We start from the raw sequence: 18898 nt of genomic DNA, 5'->3' as shown, positions 1-18898 counted from the left end.
ATCCTGTTACCGGCACAGGCCCCCTCACGCCTGCGCGGCGTTGCCGCCCCTGGACTTCGTCAGTCCCTTGGGCAGGGCCAGTTTGATCTCCTCACGCAGGTCCTGGATCTTCGGATAGCTGGAGTACTGCCCGGTCAGCCGGTACATCTCGCGCAGCCGGTCCCAGGTGCGGTGGGAGGAGTTCGCCCCCATCGACGACAGCGCCAGGCGTGCGTACCGGTCGGCCTGTTCCGGGTCGTCGGCGATGAAGCACGCGGACGCGAGGGAGATGTGGTCGAAGATCTTCGACCGCTCCCGCCCCGTTCCCCGCAGCACCAGCGCCTCCTTGGCGTGCCGCTGTGCCGTGACGGCCGCGCCCGGCTCATGTTCGGCGAGGGTGCGGTAGGCCAGGGCCTGCATCCCGTGCAGGTCCGCCTCGTCGAACATCTGCATCCAACTCGGCGGAGGCACGTCTCCCTTGTCGGAGACGAACAGCTCCTCCGCCTGACCGAGGGTGCGCCGCATGGCCTGGCCCTTGCCCATGGAGGCCTGCGCCCAGGCCTCGATGGTGTAGAGCATGGCCCGCGTACGCGGCAGAACCTCGTCGCCGGAGCCGGACTTGGCGAGCTGCATCAGATCGAGTGCGTCGTCGGGGCGGCCGAGATGCACCATCTGCCGAGCGGCGCGGGACAGCGCCTCCCCGGCTCGGGGCCGGTCGCCGCCCTCACGGGCGGCGTGGGCCGCGATGACGAAGTACTTCTGGGCCGTGGGCTCCAGGCCGATGTCGTGCGACATCCAGCCCGCGAGGACGGCGAGGTTGGCGGCGACACCCCACAGGCGCCGTTGCAGATGGTCGGGGTGGTGGTAGGCGAGCATGCCTCCCACTTCGTTGAGCTGTCCCACGACAGCCTTGCGTTGCAGCCCGCCGCCGCGAGCCGCGTCCCAGGCCCGGAAGACCTCGACCGAGCGCTCCAGCTCCTCGATCTCCTGCGACCCGATGGGGGCGGCCTCGTAGCGGTCGAACCCAGCGGGGTCGGCATGCAGGGGATCGTCGAAGCGGGGGGCGTCGGCCGCGAGGGCCGGATCGGTGTGCAGCCAGTCGTGCATGGCGCTGCTGAGTGCGGATCCTGCGGCGAGCGCGGCACCCGCGCCCACCAAGCCGCGTCGGTTGAGCATGAGGTCCATTCCCGTGAATTCGGTGAGGACCGCAGCTGTCCGCTCGGGCGCCCACGGCACTCCGTCGGGGTGCTCAGCATTCCCGTCGTCACGCCGTCTCCCCACGCGCCCGTGCCGGACCAGACCGAGGTCCTCAATGGTCACGACACGGCCGAGTCGCTCGGTGAACAGCGCCGCCAGCACCCGCGGCACGGGATCGCGCGGGATCTCTCCCATGTCGATCCAACGCCGCACCCGCGAAGTGTCCGTCGCCAGCTGGGGGTGGCCCATGGCCGCCGCCTGCCGGTTCACCATCCTCGCGAGCTCGCCCTTGGACCAGCCGGCCAGGCCGAACAGGTCCGAGAGGCGGGTGTTGGGTTGTCCGCTCACGTCAAGCCCCCAGGTTCTCGGCTGAGTTGACAGTAGCCCTCCGTCAGTTGCTTCGGGACTATTCGCCAGGGTTCGCCAGGGTGCGCCAGATGGTGTGCCACGGGACACCGGGTGTCAGGTAGGAACGCGCCACCCCGACCCGGTCGCCGCAGGGACATTCCCCAGGGTGCACCCCACGACGGCCGGGGCGGGTAGCGCGGACCTCGCAGGCACACGAAGGGATCTGTATCACCCATGTACGCAGCATCGTCCTCCGTGTCCGCCCCGCCCCGGTCGCTCCGTCCCCACCAGGGTGTCGGCGGCCCCTATCTCGACCCCGCGCGGCCTTCGGCCCCGGTGCTCGGTGCCGCCAGGACACGGCGCGTTCCGGGGGTCGGCACCCAACCGCTCAGCGGGAGAATCGACTTGTCCGGCCCCCAGGGCGCGCAGCTGCGCACGGCGATCGCCTCGGTGCATCGCATCTGCCCGGAGTTCACCCCGGTACAGGTGTTGCGCCGAAGCGGGCGCTCCGTGCTCCTCGTCGGAACGACGGGGCGCAGTACGGCTGTCGCGAAGTGTTTACTGGACCACTCCTCCATCTGGTCCGAGCGCATCCAGCACGAGATAGCGGCATACCGGTCGTTCGTGCGGCACCGGCCGCCGGTGCGGGTGCCCCGGCTGATCGCGGCGGACCCGGACAACTGCACCCTGGTGATCGAGCGCATGCCGGGCCGGGTGGCCGCCCTGCAGCGGCATCCGCTGGAGGCACCTCCGCGTGCGGACATCCGGGCGGCGCTGGGCGCGATCTGCCGGCTGAACGCATGGCGTCCTCCGGCGGGGACGTTCGACGCACCGCTGGACTACGCGGAGCGGATCTCACGCTTCCACGATCTAGGGCTGCTCACGGACCGGGACATGGGCGATCTCCAGAAGCTGCTGCACGGCATCGCCCATGCGGCGGGACGGCAGGGTATGGGCCAGTTCTGCCACGGCGACGCGCTGCTGTCGAACATGCTGCTCTCACCGGCCGGTCCAGTGCTGGTCGACTGGGAACACGCGGGCTGGTACCTGCCCGGGTACGACCTGGCGACGCTGTGGGCGGTCCTCGGCGACGCCCCGGTGGCCCGGCGTCAGATCAGCCAGATCGCGCAGTCGGCGGGACCGGCCTCGCGTGACGCCTTCCTGGTGAACCTGATGCTGGTCCTCACCCGGGAGATCCGTACATACGAGACGGCCGTGCAGCGTTCGATGCACGACGCGACCCCGGCGGCACCGGGAGTGGCCCACCCGGCTGCTGCGCCGTCCGGCGAGGAACAGCGGCTGCTGCTGAGGCGGCTGCACGACGACTGCCAGATGGCCCGACGGGCCGTGCGAGCGGCGGTCGGCACTCGCTGACGGGGACGACGGCCCGCGGTGCGCTCGTGAGAGCGGCGCACGGCGGGCTTTCGTCGTGTCCGGGGACCCGCATGCCTTCCGTGGCTGCTCCGTTCGGGTCATCTGTCCACTCCACTGACGCGCCGCAGGTGGCGCCACCGCCGCCACGAAACTCCTCGCAGCCGCCTCTGACATGGGAAATCACGTGTTTCCGGGCATGATTGACGGATCGTCAAAGAGCCGGTTACCACTGATGCACGCCCGGCTCCCGCACGCCCCAGAACGCCCGACCGTCCCAGGAGGCTGCTTTGCGAGGATCCGTCACCGCCCCCCATGCCCCAGCCGGGCACAGACGCACCCTCAGGGCCGCGGGCGTCGCCTCGGCCGCGCTGCTGCTGCCCCTGATGGGTGCCGCCCCGGCCCCCGAGCAGGATTCCGCGGCCGGACTGCAGGGTGCCTTCGCCTCCGCGGCCGCCGAGTACCACGTACCGCAGAGCGTGCTGCTCGGTGTGTCGTACCTCCAGTCCCGTTGGGACGCGCACGGCGGCAAGCCGAGCATCTCGGGCGGCTACGGCCCGATGCACCTCACGGACGCCGGCACCGCGATCGCCACGGCGGCCCACCCCGGCGGGGCCACGGAGGACGCCCGGGGCGACCAGTCCCGGGCCGCGCTGCTGCTCACGACACACGTGCCGCGGGAATCGGAGCTTCCGGCCCGGCTGAAGACGCTGACGAAGGCCGCCGCGCTGACCGGCATCCCGGCGAAGCGCCTGCGCACCGACCCGGCCGCCAACATCGCGGGCGGCGCCGCGCTGCTCGCCGCCGCTCAGCGGCACCTCGGCGAGCCGCTGAGCGGCGACCCGGCCGACTGGTACGGGGCGGTGGCGGAGTTCTCGGGCGCGGACGATGCCGCGACGGCCGCCGCGTACGCCCGTGACGTCTTCGAGGTGCTGCGTGAGGGTGAGCGGCGCACGACGGACACCGGGCAGAGCGTGCAGCTCACCGCGGAGCCGGACCTGGTGCCCGATACGGCGCTGCTGGGGCGCACCGGGCTGAGCGCGGCCCGCTCGGAGGGGACCGAGTGCCCGAAGAGCGTGTCCTGCGAGTGGGTCCCGGCGCCGTACGAGGAGTTCGGGCAGGGCGACTACGGCAACCACGACCTGGGCGACCGGCCCGTGTCGCAGAGCATCAGGTTCATCGTCATCCACGACACAGAGGGGCTGTGGGACGAGGACCTGAAGCTGGTCCAGGACCCGACCTATGTGTCGTGGAACTACACCGTGCGCTCCACGGACGGGTACATCGCCCAGCATGTGAAGGCCAAGGACGTGGCCTGGCACGCGGGCAACTGGTATGTCAACGCCAAGTCGATCGGGATCGAGCACGAGGGCTTCCTGGCCTCACCGGACGCCTGGTACACGGAGGCGATGTACCGCTCCTCGGCGCGGCTGGTGTCGTACCTGGCCGCGAAGTACCGGATCCCGCTGGACCGCCGGCACATCCTCGGCCACGACAACGTTCCGGGCCCCACCACCGCCACGATCCCGGGCATGCACACCGATCCGGGCCCGTACTGGGACTGGCGGCACTACTTCGAGTTGCTCGGCCACCCGCTGCGGGCCACGGCCGGTGACCGGGGCGGCCTGGTGACGATCCTGCCGGACTACACGGCGAACCGGCCGCAGTACACGGGCTGCACCGCCGCGGGCGAGCCGTGCGCGGTGCACGGCTCCAGCGAGGTGCGCCTCCACAGCAGGCCTGACGCGTCCTCGCCGCTGGTCAAGGACATCGGGCTGTACCCCAAGGGGGACGACTCGACGATCGATGTGAACGACGTGGGTTCGCGGGTCTCCACCGGCCAGCAGTACGTGGTCGCCGGCCGTCAGGGGGACTGGACGGCGATCTGGTACCTGGGCCAGAAGGCCTGGTTCCGGAACCCGAAGAAGCAGCCGACGGCGGTGAACGCGTCCGGGCTCGTGGTGACGCCCAAGGCCGGCCTGGCGGACATCCCGGTGTACGGCCGGGCCTACCCGGAAAAGGAGGCGTACCCGAAGGGTGTGCCCGCGCAGTCGGTCTCGCCGCTACCGTACAAGCTGCCGGCGGGCCAGCGGTACGTCATCGGCGACGAGGTGCCGGGCGAGTACTTCTACGCGGTCACCTTCACCACGGACTCTCACCGGGTCGTGGTCGGCAAGGACCTGTACTACGAGATCCAGTTCGGTCACCGCGTGGCGTTCGTGCGGGCCGCGGACGTACGGGTGGAGCGGTTGTAGCGGTCGCGGTACGCCGAAGGGCCGGGCCCGTGGCCCGGCCCTCGGTACGCCGGTCGGTCAGCCCTGCTGGAACAGCTCCGCGGGCAGCGGCTTCAGCAGCGCGTAGAGGTCGTCCGTGATGGGGCGGTCCCAGGCCGCGATGGTCACCAGGACGTTGTCGCTGCGGTCGAACTGAACGCAGGAGATCCGGCTCTCGGAGAGCTTGAGGCGGCGCACGATCAGCAGGTTGTCACCCTGCATCACCGGAATGTCCTCGCTCCCGACGACGGTGACCTCCTCGTCGTTCTCCAGCGCGAGCAGGAGCTGGGCCGCCTCGAAGGGGATCTCTCCCTCGGCGACGTCACGGGCCGGGGAGCCCTCCGGCAGATTGCCGATGATCATCGCGGGGCCGCGGCCGCCGAACAGGTCGTAGCGCAGGAAGACACCCTGGCAGCTGCCGTCGGGGGCGGGCAGCAGACCGGCACCGAGATTGCCCGGCCAGTCGCCCGGGTCCATGGCCAGAACGTCGAAGTCGGGCCCGGCGGGGGTGGCACTGCGGCGGCGGAGGAAGGACATGCCGCAATGGTACGTGCCCGCGCGGAAAGCGGGGGTCGGGGCCCGCCCTCATGGAACGCCGGTCATCGTCCGCCGAGCGGGGCCCGCCTCGCGATCACCCGGCGCCTGCTGATCCGCCAGCCGTGATCGCCTTTTACGACGGTGTCCTCGTAGGTCACGCTGCCGCAGGTGCCGTCCGCGTTGACGCCCAGGCCCTTGGAGAGGGCGTGCACCTCCCCTGCGGTGATCTCGGCCAGGACGACGTTGGTGGTGTGGTGGGCTACCGGGTTCGCCGGGCCGAGCGCGAGGGACGCCCTGCGGATGGCGGCGATGCCGACCAGCGACTCCTGACCGAAGTCGGTGACGTCGTAGACGACGTCCTCGGTGAACAGCTCGTCCAGCCGGTCCAGCTCACCGGCGTCGAACAGGTGCCCATGCAGGGCGAGCAGCTCGGTGATGGCTCTCCGGTCGTCGGCGTCCAGTGGCATGGGGTCCACCTCCCAACATGATCATGCCACGGGACCCTGGTCGGCGGGGGCTTGTTCGCCCGGTCACCCGTCGGTATGAGCGGCATCCGCCGCCGGGGGGATCACCGCGACCGGGCTCGCCGCGTGCAGCAGTACGGCCTGGGTGACCGAGCCGATCATGCGGGCGGGGGCGAGCAGGTGGCGGCGGTGGCGGCCCACGGTGACCAGTTCGGCGTCCTGGGAGGCCGCGACGAGGTGGCCCGCGGCGTCGCCGGGCGGAGTGGACAGGTCGACCCGTACGTCCGGGTGCCGCTCGCGATGGACGGCGAGCAGACCGGCGGCCAGGGTGCGGATCTCGTCCTCGACGGTGTCCTCGTCGAGGACCGGGGGTACGAGTTCGCCGGGCGCAGGCCAGATCTGGACCGGAGGCCAGGGGTAGGCCGCGATCACGTGCAGCCGGGCTCGGCGGCGGTCCGCCTCCGCAAAGGCGAAGGCGAGGGCGGCCTCGGCGGGGCCCTCGACGTGCAGGCCGACGACGACGCGTGGCCCGGGCGTGACGGGCGGGCCCTCGTGCACCTCGCGTCCCGGGCGCGGCACCACGACCACCGGACATGGGGCGTCACGTGCGGCCGCCAGACTGTTCGAGCCGAGCAGCAGTCCGGCGAGGCCGCCGCGCCCCCGTGAGCCGAGCACCATCAGTTGCGCGTTGGCACCCAGTTCGGGCAGCACGGCGGCCGGGGCGCCGTCCAGGGCCGCGTACTCGACGGCCGGAAGGCCGGCGCGGTCCTCCAGATGAGCCCGGACCTGGTCGAGCACCGGGTCCTCGTCCGCGGCCGGGGGTGCGGCGACCAGGACGTCGGGCCGCCCCCAGGGCGCGTACTGGCGCACATGGACCACCCGGAGCGGTACCCCGCGCAGCCGCGCGGCGGTCAGTGCCCACTCCAGGGCGCGCAGACTGTCGTCGGATCCGTCGACGGCCGCGATGACCGACAGGGTGCTCATGGAATCCTCGCCTCCGGCACACAGCTGTGATCCCTCCCGGGGCCAGCCTGACGCAGGGGGCGGCCCCGGGACGGATTCAACGACCGCGTGTCCGGAATTTCCGGAACGGGCGAGACCTCACCCCGGTGAGTGAGGGATCACGTCAGGTCGAACTCCCCTTCCCTGGCCCCCGACACGAACGCGCCCCACTCGGCGGGGGTGAAGATCAGGGAAGGGCTTTCGGGGCGGCCTGAGTTGCGCATCGCGATGAAGCCTTCGACAAAGGCGATCTGGACATCTCCGAGCCCTCGGCTACTGGAGCGCCAGTCGGCGCTGCTGAGGTCCAGCTCCGGCTTGTCCCAGCCCGCGAGCGGCTGCTGCTGGATGGTGCTCTCGGCCACGTCCGTGCTCCTCCCGGTTCGTCGTCCGCGGCAAGCCTAGCGATCGCACCCCACTGCCAACAGGTCACGTGAGGGGGATGCCGTCAGGAGCCCGGTGGACGGTCGCCGACCAACCACATGGAGAAGAACTGCGACCCGCCGCCGTAGGCGTGGCCCAGCACCCGGCGAGCCCCGTCCACCTGGTGTTCTCCGGCCTGTCCGCGCACCTGAAGTGCCGCTTCGGCGAAGCGGATCATGCCGGAGGCACCGATGGGATTCGTGGAGAGAACGCCGCCCGACATGTTGACGGGAAGGTCCCCGTCGAGTTCGGTCACGCCGGACTCGATGAGTTTCCAGCCCTCGCCCTCCTCCGCGAAGCCGAGGTTCTCCAGCCACATGGGCTCGTACCAGGAGAACGGCACATACATCTCCACCGCGTCGATGTCCCGGCGCGGGTCGGCGATCCCCGACTGCCGGTAGACGTCGGCGGCGCAGTCCTTGCCGGCCTGCGGGGACACGAAGTCCTTGCCCGCGAAGAGAGTCGGCTCGCTGCGCATGGCGCCGCCGAGCATCCACGCGGGCGGCCGGGGCGAACGGGCCGCCCCCGCACGGTCGGTGAGCACCATGGCGCACGCGCCGTCGGAGGAGGGGCAGGTCTCCGAGTAGCGGATGGGGTCCCACAGCATGGGCGAGGACTGCACCTTCTCCAGCGTGATGTCGTGCTCGTGGAGGTGCGCGTACGGGTTCTTCAGCGCGTTGCGCCGGTCCTTGTACGCGACCAGGGAGCCGACCGTGTCGGGCGCACCGCTGCGTCGCATGTACGCCCGCACATGCGGCGCGAAGAAACCGCCCGCCCCGGCCAGCAGCGGCTGCTGGAAGGGGATCGGCAGCGACAGTCCCCACATGGCGTTGGACTCGGACTGCTTCTCGTACGCCAGGGTCAGCACGGTGCGGTGGACGCGGGCCGCGACCAGGTTGGCCGCGACGAGCGCGGTGGAGCCGCCGACCGATCCGGCGGTGTGCACCCGGAGCATGGGTTTGCCGACCGCGCCGAGCGCGTCGGCGAGGTACAGCTCCGGCATCATGACGCCCTCGAAGAAGTCGGGTGCCTTGCCGATGACCACGGCGTCGATGTCGGCCCACGTCAACTCGGCGTCTTCGAGGGCGCGTCGGGCGGCTTCCCGGACGAGGCCCGCAATCGACACGTCCCGGCGCGCCGCGACGTGCTTGGTCTGGCCGATGCCGGTGACGGCCACGGGCTCCTTGCTCATCGCGGGTCTCCTTCGAGTACGGCGACCAGGTTCTGTTGCAGACACGGGCCGGACGTGGCGTGGGCGAGCGCCCGGTCGGAGGCGCCCCGGTGGATGCGGGCGGCGGCCTCGCCGATGCGGATCAGCCCGGCGGCCATCACCGGGTTGGCAGCGAGGGCGCCCCCCGAGGGGTTGACCGTGACGCTGTCGTCCAGCCGCAGCGCCTTGCGCAGGATCACCTCCTGCGCGGTGAACGGCGCGTGCAACTCTGCGGTGTCCACGGGCCGTTCGAAGGCCCCCGCCCGCTCGGCGGCGAGCCGCGTGGACGGCGAGTCGGCAAGGTCACGCACCCCGAGCCCGTGCGCCTCGATGCGATGGTCGATGCCCCGGATCCACGCGGGCCGTGCGCACAGTTCACGGGCCCGCTCGCCCGCCGCGAGGATCACGGCGGCGGCCCCGTCACCGATGGGCGGGCAGTCTCCGGTGCGCAGCGGCCGTACGACGTATTCCCCCTGCGGTACCGAACCCCGCAGCTGCGCATGGGAGTTCGCGCTCGCGGCCTCGCGGCTGCGCGCGGCGACCCCGGCGAGCGCTCCCTCGTCGGTCTCGCCCGCGTCGATGAGCGCCTGTGCCTGCAGGGCGGCGAGCGCCACCGAGTCCGGCCACAGCGGGGCCACGTAATAGGGGTCCAGCTGCCGGGTCAGGACGTCCCGTAGGGATCCGGGTGACGACTTTCCGTACGCGTAGACCAGCGCGGTGTCGGCGTCACCCGTGAGCAGCTTCGTCCAGGCCTCGTACAGCGCCCACGCGCCGTCCATCTCGACGTGCGACTCGGAGATCGGCGGCCAGGCGCCCACCCCGTCGAGTGCGAGTGTGAAGGAGAAGGCGCGGCCGGCAAGGTAGTCGCTGGAGCCGGAGCAGGTGAAGCCGATGTCGGCGGTCCTGAGCCCGGTCTGTTCCAGTACGTCGTGCAGCACCGGCATGAGCATCTCCACCTCGGAGAGCTCCTCGCTGGTGCGCCGGTGGTCGGTCTGGGCGAAGGCGACGACGGCGATGTCACGGGGCCCGGGGGCTTCTTCGCGCGTCACAGCAGCTCCTTGTAGGTGTCGTAGTCCGCGTCGGGTTCGCCGGTGGGCCGGTAGTGGTCGGGAAAGCGGGCCCCTTCGGTCCACACCGGCCCGACCCGCAGGCCCATCCGCACCTGGTCGTAGGGAATGCCTCCGATACGGGCGTGCAGCGCAAGGTCGGCGCCGTCGAGGGCGATGTGCGCGTACACGTACGGCACCTCGATGTCGAGGTTCTTCGCCTTGATGTTGACGATGCAGAACGTGGTGACTGTGCCCCGCGGACCCACTTCGACCTGTTCGCGTGTGGCGACTCCACAGGTGGGACATGCGCCCCTCGGCGGTACGTACACCTTGCGGCAGGAGGGGCACCGCTCTCCGAAGGTCCGCCGCCCGGACAGGGCGTTGATGTAGGCGGACTGGGCGCGGCCGGGCGAGTAGGTGTAGTCGAGGCGGGCGGAGGCTACGATGCCGGTGACCGGGTTCTCGAACTCGCCGCCGCGGCCGGTTGTTTCGGCCTCCCCACCGTCGTACGCCTCGAAGCAGGCGATGTCCGTGATGGCACCCGTGCGTTCCGCGGCCCAGCGGATATGCACGCGCATGCCGGTGCGGACGGCGTCGGGGCCGGGGGCGTCCAGGGCGTGCAGGAGGGCGGTGTCGGCGCCGTCGAGCCGGACCAGGACCCAGGCGAAGGGGGTGGAAAGGGGCTGGCCGCGGCGGGGTTCATGGTTCCAGGCCCAGGTGGTGACGGTGCCGGTCGGGGCGACCTCGACGAGGTCGCGGATCTCCTCGGCGGTGACGGGGTCGTACTCGACGGGCGGGACGAGCGTGCGGCCGTCACCGGTCTTCACCCCGAGGACGACACATTCGCGCAGGCCGGTGAGGAAGGCACCCTGCACGGGGCCGAGGGAGCGGGTGAAGGGGAACTCGACGACGAGGGGGGCTTTGAGGACTTCGGGCATCCCGGATCTCTCCTTCTGTCTGCCGAGGGTCACGCTCGTTTGTAGACGGGCGGGCGTTTCTCCACGAAGGCGCGGGCGCCTTCCTTGGCGTCCGCGGTGTCGAAGACCGGCCAGCCCCGCTTGAGTTCGGCCGCGAGCCCGTCGGTCTCCGTCATTTCGGCCGTCTCGTACACCGACGCCTTGACGGCTTCGACGGCGAGCGGCCCGCATGCGTTGATCTGTTCGGCGATCTCCAGGGCTTTGGTGAGCGCGCTGCCGTCGGGCACGACATGCCCGACGAGTCCGATGCCGGCGGCCTCGCGCGCCGAGTAGGGGCGTCCGGTGAGGAGCATCTCCAGGGCGTGCGTCCGCGGGATCTGCCGCTGGAGGCGGACCGTCGAGCCGCCGATCGGGAACAGTCCGCGCCGGACCTCGAAGAGGCCGAAGGTCGCGGACTCGCCCGCCACCCGGATGTCGGTGCCCTGGAGGATCTCGGTGCCGCCCGCCACGCAGGGGCCCTCGACGGCGGCGATCACCGGTTTGCGGGGGCGGTGGTGGCGCAGCATCGCCTTCCAGTGCAGATCGGGGTCGGCCTTCAGCCGGTCGCGGTACTCCTGGACCTCCATCCCCTTGCCGGCCAGGGACTTGAGGTCCATCCCGGCGCAGAAGGAGCCGTCGGCGCCGGTGAGCACGATCGAGCGGACCGCGTGGTCCTCGTCGGCCTCGATCCAGCCGTCGTACAGCCCGACCAGCATCGGCAACGAGAGCGCGTTCCTGGCCTCGGGCCTGTTGAGCGTGAGTACCAGTGTGGCGCCTTCACGCTGCACGGTGAGGTGTTCCGTCCCACCCATCGCTTCCTCCCGTCTCCAGAACGAGAACAGGTTGCAGGAGGCGCGCAGCCAGGACAAGAGTTTTCTGACAGACAGTCAGATTTCTTCTGCGAGGACCCTTCACAGTTGCTTCGGCCTTTGCTCTGATGACCGGCGAACCGACGGATGCGCCTTGCGTCGCCGAGCGTTGCCGGGGTCAGGAGGAGCGGTGGAGTACAACCTTGCCGATCTGTTCGAGTCGGTCGTCGACGTGGTTCCGGGCCGCGAGGCGCTCGTGTACCTCGACCACCCCGGCACGGGTGCGGAGCGCCGCCTGACCTACGCGGAGCTCGACGCGGCGGCCAACCGCATCGGTCACCATCTGCTCGACTCCGGCATACGGCCCGGAGAGCACCTCGGGCTGCACCTGTACAACGGGGTGGAGTATCTGCAGACGGTGCTGGCCTGCCTCAAGGCGCGGATCGTCCCGGTCAACGTCAACTACCGCTACGTCGAAGAGGAGTTGGTGTACCTCTACCGGGACGCGGATCTGGTGGCGCTGGTCTTCGATGCGGAGTTCTCGGACCGGGTCGCGGCGGCGCTGCCGCGGGCGGAGAAGCTGCGGCACATGGTGCGGGTCGGGACCCCGGCACCGGACGCCGTCGCATTGCCCGCCGTGGACTTCGCCGACGCCGAGGCTGCCGCATCCCCTGGGCGCGGCTTCCCGGCCCGCTCGGCGGACGACCAGTTCATCATCTACACCGGTGGCACGACCGGCATGCCCAAGGGGGTGATGTGGCGCCAGGAGGACCTGTTCTTCTCAGGGCTGGGCGGCGGCGCCCCGACCGGGGAGCCGGTCAAGAAACCGGAGGAACTGGCCGAGCGGGTGTCGGCCGGCGGTGAGGGCATCACCTTCTTCCCGACTCCCCCGTTGATGCACGGCACCTCGACGCTCACGGCGTTCATCGGCTTCAACTTCGGGCAGCGGATCGTGATCCACCGCAAGTTCGTGCCGGAGGAGGTCCTGCGGACCGTCGAGAAGGAGAAGGTCACCAGCATGTCGCTGGTGGGCGACGCGATGCTCCGGCCGTTGATCGACGCCCTCGACGGGCCGATGAAGGGGACCGACTGCTCATCCCTCTTCAGCGTGTCGTCGTCCGGGGCGATCATGTCGGAGACCGTGCGCGCACAGTTCCGGGCGCTCCTCCCGAACGCGATGCTGCTGAACAACTTCGGCTCGTCGGAGTCGGGCTTCAACGGCACCGCCACGCCCGACTCGGGCCCGGACAACGGTTTCCGCATCCGCGTCAACTCACGTACGCAGGTGGTGGATCCGGCTACCCATGAGCCGGTCGCGGTCGGTGAGCCGGGCCGCATCGCTCAGCGCGGGCATGTGCCCCTCGGCTACTACAACGACCCGGGGAAAACCGCCGAGACGTTCTTCCAGCGGGACGGCGAGCGGTGGGTGCTGCTCGGCGACATGGCGACCGTCGACGAGGAGGGCGTCGTCACGGTCCTCGGCCGCGGCTCGCAGTGCATCAACACGGGCGGCGAGAAAGTGTACCCGGAGGAGGTCGAGCAGGCCCTCAAGTCGCATCCCGACGTGTACGACGCGCTGGTCGCCGGGGTGCCGGACGCCATGTGGGGCAACCATGTGGCGGCGGTGGTGCAGCTGCGCGTGGGCGCGGCCCGGCCGTCCCTGGAGGACATCCAGACCCACTGCCGGGCCCGCCTGGCGGGCTACAAGGTTCCGCGCCAGCTGGTGATCACGGACACCATCCAGCGCTCGCCCAGCGGCAAGGCGGACTACCGCTGGGCCAAGCAGGTGGCGGTGGCGGCGGACCGCTGAGGGCCCCGTCACGGCCGGCCGATGCAGGCGGCCATGGACAGGACGAGCGTCGACGGCGGTCAGGGCTCGGGCAGTTCAGGAACCCGAGCCCCTTGCGGCGGGCACACGGACGGTCAGTTGCGGTATCCGCCGCTCTCCACCCGCTGGCCCGGCATCCCGCCCGGCAGGCCGCCCACGCCCAGCCGCTCGAACCGCTCCTGCACGTTGGCCGCGAAGGCCTGCTGCTCCGAGCCCGGGTAGGCCTGCCCGGTGGTGTTCATCGCCACGGTGAGGACACCGCTGATCGGCGCCCCGGGGGACGTACGCACCGGAGTGCACAGGAAGTTGAAATCCTGCGGTGACGGGTAGTCGTATGTGGTGATCGACGCCCGGGACAGCGTGACGGGCTGCCCGGTGTGGAAGGCGTCGTCCATCGCGTTGAAGACGCCTATGGACTCCAGTCCCGGCAGCACGAGGCGGCCGGGGCTGAACTGCGGAACCATTCCGAAGGCCGCGCCCTGCTTGCCGTTGGCGTAGCGCAGCAGGTGGTTGGGGCCCTCGGTGAGCATGATGGGGAACGGCGCGCCGTCGAAGACGGCGAACAGTTCCTGCTGCTGAGCCAGCAGGCTGTCGCGCAGCTTGAAGTCGGACAGCAGGGTCTGGCTGAGCTCCTGCATGCCCTCCCGCAGGCCGCGGTCCCAGGAACGGGGCTTGAAGTCGGCGACGCACACGGTACCCAGGATCATGCCTGTGTTGTCGCGCAGCGGCGTGCCCAGGTAGGAGCGCACGCCCAGGTCGTTGACGAGGGGGTTGCCCTTGAAGCGCGGGTAGTCGAAGACGTCGTCCAGGGCCAGTTGGGACCCCTGGGCCACGACATGGGGGCAGAAGCCGTAGTCGCCTGGCGCCTCACGGGAGAGGTTGCTCAGGTCGAAGGCGATCCCGCCGCCGTCCGGGTTCACCTTGTCGTCGGGCGAGGCGGTGGGCACATACATGCCGCGGAACATCTGCCGCTCGTCGTTGATGAAGTTGACCATGGCCAACGGTGACTGGGTGAAGCTGGCCGCCAGGCGTGCGACACGGTCGAACGTGGCCTCCGCGTCGACGGTGTTGAGGCCGAGAACCTGCAGTCGCAGCCTTCGCTGCTCGCCCGCGAGCCGGGCCTGGTCAGATGAGAGGGGATCCATAGGATCAGATGAAATCAGAATCCCAGCTTCCGCGGATCGCCCCTCCCGGTAATTTCCGTATCACTTCTCTCACGTCCAACGCCCCTCAGCGCGAGGCGACTTGACTCACGACCCCCTCGCGCCCCCTCCGTCCCGCCAGTCCCCCACGGATGCCCAATCTCGGATTCTGTCCAAATATTTCCAGGTTTCAACCTCCGGCGATCACTTCCCGCCAATCCTTGAGCGGCAATCGAGCGGAAACGATTTTGCGTACGACAATCGTGCGGCGGGCTGGTTTTCGCCGCTGGCATGTTCGACCCGACGCACCATCGGGTGATCGAACTTTGGTTCGAATGCCTGGTGGATGGGGCGGGGCGGGGCGTGTACGGCTGATGCGGCCCGTGTGTAATGAGTTTGTGCGATGCACCTGCGAGAGAGGGCACAGCGGGGTGGGGCAAGTGCGGTTCGAGCTGCGAAGCGCCCGTCGTGAGCGGGAGCGGCAGGGCCGTTTCGGCCAAGACGCCGTGCGTGAGTTCACGCCAAGATCCACACCGCTCCTGACGGTCCGGTGTCCCTGTGCGGGCGAGGGCCCGCCGACCTGCTCGGGAGACTCGCCTGCCTGACGGATGAGCCCGGACGATCAAGTACCGGGCCGAAAACGAACCGTCCTCTTCCGCCCGGAACCGGGGGCCTGGCGGTACGGCGGCGCGACGGACGCCATGCCGCGTTCGCGGCGCCGCCCTCAGCAATGCCGTGATGCCGCGTCAGCACTCACAAGGTCGTGCGGCAAGGTCAACTGCGCCATCTCCTCAGGACAGTGGCGAAGCATCGAAGGAGAAACGTCATGAACAGGTCGGACGTGGACGCCCGGTCGGTGGCGGTGATCGGCATGGCCTGCCGGCTCCCCGGCGCGTCCGGCACCGACGAGCTGTGGGCCCTCCTCAGGAGCGGTGTCGACGCCACCACCGAGACTCCTCCTGAACGTTACGACGTGGACGCCCTCCACTCCCCCGTCCCCGTCCCTGGCCGCATCGCCAGCCGTCGCGCGGGCTATGTGGACGAAGTCGCCGATTTCGACGCTGAGTTCTTCGGGATGTCGGCCACCGAGGCTCTCGACCTCGACCCGCAGCAGCGGCTGTTGCTGATGACGGCCTGGGAGGCACTGGAGGACGCGGGGCAACGGCCCGACCTGCTGGCCGGCAGCCGGACCGGCGTCTTCGTGGGCAACGCCCGCGCGGACTACCTGGAGCTGGCCCTGCGCCGGGGTCCGGACGGTGCCACCGCCTCGCAGCTGAACAACTTCCGCTCGCTGCTGCCCGCACGCATATCCCACACCTTCGACTTCCGCGGGCCCAGCATTGTCGTGGACACGGCGTGCTCGTCCTCGCTCGTCGCCGTCCATCAGGCCGTACAGAGCCTGCGCGCCCGCGAGAGTCCCCTGGCGCTGGCCGCGGGTGTGAACATCAAGCTGCGCCCCGACGAGGGCCTGGTGATGAGCCAGGCGGGCGGCATGGCCGCAGACGGGCGCAGCAAGTTCGGTGACGCCAGTGCGGACGGCCACGCCCCCAGCGACGCCGTGGCGGTCGTCGTCCTCAAGCGCCTGGCCGACGCGCTGGCCGACGGCGACCGCATCCGGGCCGTCATCCAGGGCAGCGCCGTCGGCAACGACGGCCGCACCAGCGACTCGGTGCTCAACCCCTCCCTGGAGGGCCAGATCGAGGTGCTGCGCTGGGCGTACGAGGACGCCGGGATCGATCCCGCGGACGTCGACTACGTCGAGGCGCACGGCTCCGGATCTCCCGCGCTCGACCCGCTGGAACTGAGCGCGCTGGGCCGGGTCCTGGGCGAAGGGCGCCCGGCGGACCGGCCGCTGCTCGTGGGCTCGGTCAAGACGAACATCGGGCACGCGGAGGCCGCGGGCGGCATGGCCGGGCTGATCAAGGCCGTGCTCTGCCTGGAACACGGCCAGGTCCCCGCGAGCCTGCATCTGTCCACGCCGAACCCCGATGTGCCCTGGGAGGAACTGCCGTTGGCGGTACCGGGCACGCTCGTCGACCTGCCGGACACGGGCCGACCGGCCGTCGCCGGGATCTCCGGGCAGGGCTCCTCGGCGCTCAACGCGCACGTGGTGATCCGCCGTCCCGACCCCGTCGAGACAGCCGTCGCACCGGCCGCGGACGGCACGCCGTACCTGCTGATGCTCTCCGCGCGCAGCCCCGCCGCCCTGGAGGCGCTCGCCCGGTCGTACGCCGACCATCTCTCCCCCGGCGGCGCGGGAAGCGCGTACTCCGTGCGGGACATCTGCTTCAGCGCGGCCAGCCGCCGCCAGCACCACGCGCACCGGCTCGCCGCCGTCGGGTCGAGCCACGAGGAGCTGGTCGCGGCGCTCACCGGGTCGCCGGGTCTCGGCGGCAGACCGCTGTCGGCCGTCGCCGACCGCTACCGCCGGGGCGAGGACGTGGACTGGGAGAAGGTGTTCGGGGGCCCCGGCCGCTACGTGCCACTGCCCACCTACCCCTGGCAGACCAAGCGGTACTGGCCCGGTGAGCAGCACGGCGACGGCAGCGACCTGGCGACCTGGGTTCTGCGCGAGCACGCCCGCACCGGCTTCGACGACGCCTCCACGCTCACCGACATCGGCATCGACTCGCTGGCGAAGCTGCGGATCGTGGTCGAACTGACCAAAAGGTCCAGCCAGGAGATCGACCCGGAGGAATTCGGCAGGCTGCGCACCGTGGGCGAGCTGCGCCAGTGGACGCGCGCCCTGGAGGCGGCCGCCCGATGAGCGCACCGCAGACCGCGTACGCCTGGTTCGTCCGTTCCGCCGACGCTTACGGTGACGACGCCGTCGCGCTGGAGGTGGGCGAGGACCGGCTCACCTACGCCCGGCTGCGTGATCTGGCGGAGCGGCTCGCCGCCCGTCTGGTCGCGGCAGCCGGCGGCACCCCGCCGCGCCGGGTGGGCCTCCTGGTGGGCCGCTCGGTGACCGCGTACGCCGGCTATCTCGCCGTCCTGCGGGCCGGCGCGGCCGTGGTACCCCTCAACCCCGAGCATCCGCGGGCGCGTACGGCCGACATCATGAAGGCCGCCGAGGTGGAGGTCGTACTGGCCGATGCCTCCGCGGCGGACACCGACCCCGGGGTGCCGGTCCTCACGGCGGGCCCCGAGGAACTGGCCGCCCTCGCGGACGGACCCGCGCCGGAACTCCCCGGTCCTCGGACCGGTCCGGACGACACCGCGTACATCATCTTCACGTCCGGGTCGACCGGCGCGCCCAAGGGCGTACCGATCCTGCACCGCAACATCTGCGCCTATCTCGAACAGGTCGCCCCGCGGTACGACATCGCGCCGGGCAGCCGGCTGTCGCAGTCCTTCGAGCTGACCTTCGACGGCTCCGTGCACGACCTCTTCGTCGCCTGGGCGGGCGGCGGCACCCTCGTGGTGCCCCAGCGCAGCCAGCTTCTGTCCCCGGTGAAGACGATCAACAACCTGCGGCTCACCCACTGGTTCTCGGTGCCGTCGCTGATCTCCTTCGCCTCCCGCCTCGGCACCCTGAAACCGGGCAGCATGCCCACGCTGCGATGGAGCATCTTCGGCGGCGAACCGCTCACCCTGGACGCGGCCCGGGAGTGGCGGGCCGCCGCGCCCGGAAGCCGTCTGGAGGTGCTCTACGGCCCGACCGAACTCACCATCTCCTGCACGGCGTACCGGTTTCCCGACGACCCGGCCGAGTGGCCCGGCACCCCGAACGGGACCGCCCCCATCGGCACCGGTTACCCGCTCCTCGACCTGCTGCTGCTCGACGAGGACGGCAGCCCCGCCGACAGCGGCGAACTGTACGTCCGCGGGCCGCTGCGGTTCCCGGGCTACCTCGACCCGGCGAACAACGTGGGGCGCTTCCTGGCCCCCGACGGCCGGCCGGGCGACGACGAGCCGCCCACCGACCAGCACTGGTACCGCACCGGCGACCGGGTCGCCATGCGCGACGGGCACCTCGTGCACCTCGGGCGGACCGACCACCAGGTGAAGATCCGCGGGCACCGGATCGAACTCGGGGAGATCGAGGCCATGTTGCGGCAGCAGCCGGGCGTGCGGGACGCGATCGTCCTCGCGGTGCCCGCTCCCGACGGCGAACCGGAGCTGGAGGCCGCGGTCGGCGGCACCGGCTGCACCTCCGACGGGCTGTACGCGGCGCTGGGCGACCGGCTGCCGCCCTACATGCTGCCCCGCCGGATCACCGTCCTCGATCAACTGCCACTGAACGCCAATGGGAAGATCGACCGGCGGGCCCTGCTCGGCGAACTCGGACGCTCCCGCTGAACCACGCGCGT

The 18898-nt window shown here is 70.8% G+C and carries 15 protein-coding genes; 5 read left to right on the top strand and 10 right to left on the bottom strand.

Annotated elements, in window-relative coordinates:
* Positions 1–24: 24 nt before the first annotated feature.
* Positions 25–1524 (bottom strand): DNA-binding protein NsdB, encoded by a 1500-nt coding sequence (locus ABT186_RS26560; RefSeq protein ID WP_351229604.1) that lies wholly within the window; start codon positions 1522–1524, stop codon positions 25–27.
* 234 nt (positions 1525–1758) lie between these two features.
* Between ABT186_RS26560 and ABT186_RS26555 the strand changes: the two genes are divergently transcribed.
* Positions 1759–2898, top strand: coding sequence for an aminoglycoside phosphotransferase family protein (locus ABT186_RS26555; RefSeq protein WP_351229602.1), 1140 nt, complete (start codon positions 1759–1761; stop codon positions 2896–2898).
* A 287-nt stretch (positions 2899–3185) separates the two neighbouring features.
* The gene (locus tag ABT186_RS26550; RefSeq protein ID WP_351927156.1) at positions 3186–5150 is read left to right on the top strand and encodes an N-acetylmuramoyl-L-alanine amidase; all 1965 of its coding nucleotides are present in this window, start codon (positions 3186–3188) and stop codon (positions 5148–5150) included.
* Positions 5151–5207: 57 nt separating this feature from the next.
* Here the strand turns inward: ABT186_RS26550 and ABT186_RS26545 are convergent, their stop codons facing one another.
* The 8 genes from ABT186_RS26545 to ABT186_RS26510 form a co-directional block, all read right to left on the bottom strand.
* Positions 5208–5705 (bottom strand): hypothetical protein, encoded by a 498-nt coding sequence (locus ABT186_RS26545; protein WP_351229598.1) that lies wholly within the window; start codon positions 5703–5705, stop codon positions 5208–5210.
* Between the two features lie 62 nt (positions 5706–5767).
* Positions 5768–6172, bottom strand: a complete 405-nt coding sequence (locus ABT186_RS26540; RefSeq protein ID WP_351927155.1) for a nuclear transport factor 2 family protein — start codon at positions 6170–6172, stop codon at positions 5768–5770.
* 63 nt (positions 6173–6235) lie between these two features.
* Positions 6236–7153: a universal stress protein gene (locus tag ABT186_RS26535; protein ID WP_351229594.1), complete on the bottom strand. Its 918-nt coding sequence runs from the start codon at positions 7151–7153 to the stop codon at positions 6236–6238.
* Between the two features lie 137 nt (positions 7154–7290).
* The gene (locus ABT186_RS26530; RefSeq protein ID WP_351229592.1) at positions 7291–7533 is read right to left on the bottom strand and encodes a DUF397 domain-containing protein; all 243 of its coding nucleotides are present in this window, start codon (positions 7531–7533) and stop codon (positions 7291–7293) included.
* Positions 7534–7616: 83 nt separating this feature from the next.
* Positions 7617–8783 carry a thiolase family protein gene (locus tag ABT186_RS26525; protein WP_351927153.1) on the bottom strand — a complete coding sequence of 389 codons (1167 nt, stop codon included), beginning with the start codon at positions 8781–8783 and terminating at the stop codon, positions 7617–7619.
* Entirely contained in the window at positions 8780–9850 is a 1071-nt protein-coding gene (locus ABT186_RS26520; RefSeq protein ID WP_351229588.1) for a thiolase family protein, read from the bottom strand. Before ABT186_RS26520 ends, ABT186_RS26525 begins: the two co-directional genes overlap by 4 nt.
* Positions 9847–10788, bottom strand: a complete 942-nt coding sequence (locus tag ABT186_RS26515) for a Zn-ribbon domain-containing OB-fold protein (protein WP_351927151.1) — start codon at positions 10786–10788, stop codon at positions 9847–9849. The genes ABT186_RS26520 and ABT186_RS26515 overlap by 4 nt, the downstream gene beginning before the upstream one ends.
* Before the next feature lie 29 nt (positions 10789–10817).
* Complete coding sequence (locus ABT186_RS26510) at positions 10818–11618, bottom strand: crotonase/enoyl-CoA hydratase family protein (protein WP_351229585.1); 801 nt, start codon at positions 11616–11618, stop codon at positions 10818–10820.
* A gap of 187 nt (positions 11619–11805) precedes the next feature.
* On the opposite strand from ABT186_RS26510, the gene ABT186_RS26505 reads away from it, so the two are divergent.
* The gene (locus tag ABT186_RS26505) at positions 11806–13425 is read left to right on the top strand and encodes an acyl-CoA synthetase (RefSeq protein ID WP_351927149.1); all 1620 of its coding nucleotides are present in this window, start codon (positions 11806–11808) and stop codon (positions 13423–13425) included.
* A 113-nt stretch (positions 13426–13538) separates the two neighbouring features.
* Here ABT186_RS26505 and ABT186_RS26500 read toward each other — a convergent pair whose 3' ends face one another.
* Positions 13539–14588 (bottom strand): GAF domain-containing protein, encoded by a 1050-nt coding sequence (locus tag ABT186_RS26500; protein ID WP_351229581.1) that lies wholly within the window; start codon positions 14586–14588, stop codon positions 13539–13541.
* Positions 14589–15411: 823 nt separating this feature from the next.
* On the opposite strand from ABT186_RS26500, the gene ABT186_RS26495 reads away from it, so the two are divergent.
* Positions 15412–17352, top strand: coding sequence for a beta-ketoacyl synthase N-terminal-like domain-containing protein (locus tag ABT186_RS26495; RefSeq protein ID WP_351229579.1), 1941 nt, complete (start codon positions 15412–15414; stop codon positions 17350–17352).
* Positions 17349–18887, top strand: a complete 1539-nt coding sequence (locus ABT186_RS26490; RefSeq protein WP_351927147.1) for an amino acid adenylation domain-containing protein — start codon at positions 17349–17351, stop codon at positions 18885–18887. The genes ABT186_RS26495 and ABT186_RS26490 overlap by 4 nt, the downstream gene beginning before the upstream one ends.
* The last annotated feature ends 11 nt before the right edge of the window (positions 18888–18898 follow it).

It is taken from the genome of Streptomyces sp. NPDC001634, from assembly GCF_040298185.1.
Classification (GTDB): domain Bacteria; phylum Actinomycetota; class Actinomycetes; order Streptomycetales; family Streptomycetaceae; genus Streptomyces.
Note: the sequence above shows the minus strand (reverse complement) of the source record. Positions and strands in the feature narration are given on the sequence as shown.

What these genes read in the sequence shown, in the direction of transcription:
- ABT186_RS26515 (WP_351927151.1), bottom strand. Translation starts at nt 10,788, where the DNA reads ATGCCCGAAGTCCTCAAAGCCCCCCTCGTCGTCGAGTTCCCCTTCACC.
- ABT186_RS26490 (WP_351927147.1), top strand. Translation starts at nt 17,349, where the DNA reads ATGAGCGCACCGCAGACCGCGTACGCCTGGTTCGTCCGTTCCGCCGAC.
- ABT186_RS26535 (WP_351229594.1), bottom strand. Translation starts at nt 7,153, where the DNA reads ATGAGCACCCTGTCGGTCATCGCGGCCGTCGACGGATCCGACGACAGT.
- ABT186_RS26555 (WP_351229602.1), top strand. Translation starts at nt 1,759, where the DNA reads ATGTACGCAGCATCGTCCTCCGTGTCCGCCCCGCCCCGGTCGCTCCGT.
- ABT186_RS26510 (WP_351229585.1), bottom strand. Translation starts at nt 11,618, where the DNA reads ATGGGTGGGACGGAACACCTCACCGTGCAGCGTGAAGGCGCCACACTG.
- ABT186_RS26525 (WP_351927153.1), bottom strand. Translation starts at nt 8,783, where the DNA reads ATGAGCAAGGAGCCCGTGGCCGTCACCGGCATCGGCCAGACCAAGCAC.
- ABT186_RS26495 (WP_351229579.1), top strand. Translation starts at nt 15,412, where the DNA reads ATGAACAGGTCGGACGTGGACGCCCGGTCGGTGGCGGTGATCGGCATG.
- ABT186_RS26545 (WP_351229598.1), bottom strand. Translation starts at nt 5,705, where the DNA reads ATGTCCTTCCTCCGCCGCCGCAGTGCCACCCCCGCCGGGCCCGACTTC.
- ABT186_RS26500 (WP_351229581.1), bottom strand. Translation starts at nt 14,588, where the DNA reads ATGGATCCCCTCTCATCTGACCAGGCCCGGCTCGCGGGCGAGCAGCGA.
- ABT186_RS26540 (WP_351927155.1), bottom strand. Translation starts at nt 6,172, where the DNA reads ATGCCACTGGACGCCGACGACCGGAGAGCCATCACCGAGCTGCTCGCC.